Annotated in this window: 1 protein-coding gene; it reads right to left on the bottom strand. The window is 61.1% G+C overall.

Features of this window, described 5'->3' with window-relative positions; translation table 11 throughout:
• Positions 1–626: 626 nt before the first annotated feature.
• Positions 627–963 (bottom strand): hypothetical protein (locus tag AC4FQ5_RS19575; protein ID WP_491146175.1); only part of this gene is annotated, 337 nt, incomplete at its 5' end.

Here is a 963-nt window from a genome sequence, read left to right as displayed (position 1 = left end):
GGAAAGCCTCGTCAAGCGACTCAAGGTCCTGAATGTCGTGAACACCTGGAGCGTGGACGGTGATCGCATCAAGGTCAATTTGAAAAAGTCATAGACCTGGCGGTCCGTAGAAGCAGTCACAGCATGCCACTTCAAGCCGTCGTTCTCTTGACTGTTTGCACTGAGAGTCCCATAATGGCTCGTCCCCCATGCCGCGAATCACCAACCACGCTTACCTCCAGACCCGGCAAGAACTTCAAGCGGCTTGGTCTTCTAATCCCACGAGCGTCTTCCTCTTGGACGCGTTGGAGCAATGGGCGCTCCATGAGTACTACCGCTTCGGCGAGAACCTGACCGAACCGACCTTGCTCGAGCATCGGAAGTCGGTTTCGTCTCGTGATCCGTCGTTGCCGCAACGTGCCGGCCGAGCACTGAGCAGGTGGCGCCGGCTCAGCATCGGCCTCGAGGGCTATCGGGAACGAGCGCGGACCATGCCCTTGAGGAAGAAGGGTCGGAACTATGACGTCCGGATCTTTTCCGCCGGGCACCCCGAGATCGATCCGAAGCGTCTGGTCCCGCGCGCTCCTCGCGGCCTTCGCCGATCACGACAAGGCGATGGAGGAGAAAACGAGGAAGGGCAAGAGCACCTAGTTTTTCCGACGACGCGGCGACTCCCTGATCTCGACGCCACCTTCTACGAGCGCCTTCTTGATCGTCTTGTCGTTGAACCCGAGCCGCAGCGATATCCGCCGCATCGAGTCTCCGTTCTCATAGGAGCGGACCGCCTCGTCCCGCTGCGCCGGCGTCATGCCCTTCGGCCGCCGTTCGACGCCCATCCGGTTCAGTCGGTGATTGACGGTCCAGTCCGTGGTGCCGACGATTCGGGCGATGTTGACCGGACGGACGCCGGACCGGTAGAGTTCGGCGATCTTCTCGTTCTGCTTTCTGTTCAGCCGTTCCGGGGCGGGAGCGGGAGGGGAGTAC

The sequence above is a fragment of the Chryseobacterium sp. DT-167 genome, assembly GCF_058310155.1.
This window is presented reverse-complemented; position numbering and strand designations above follow the sequence as displayed.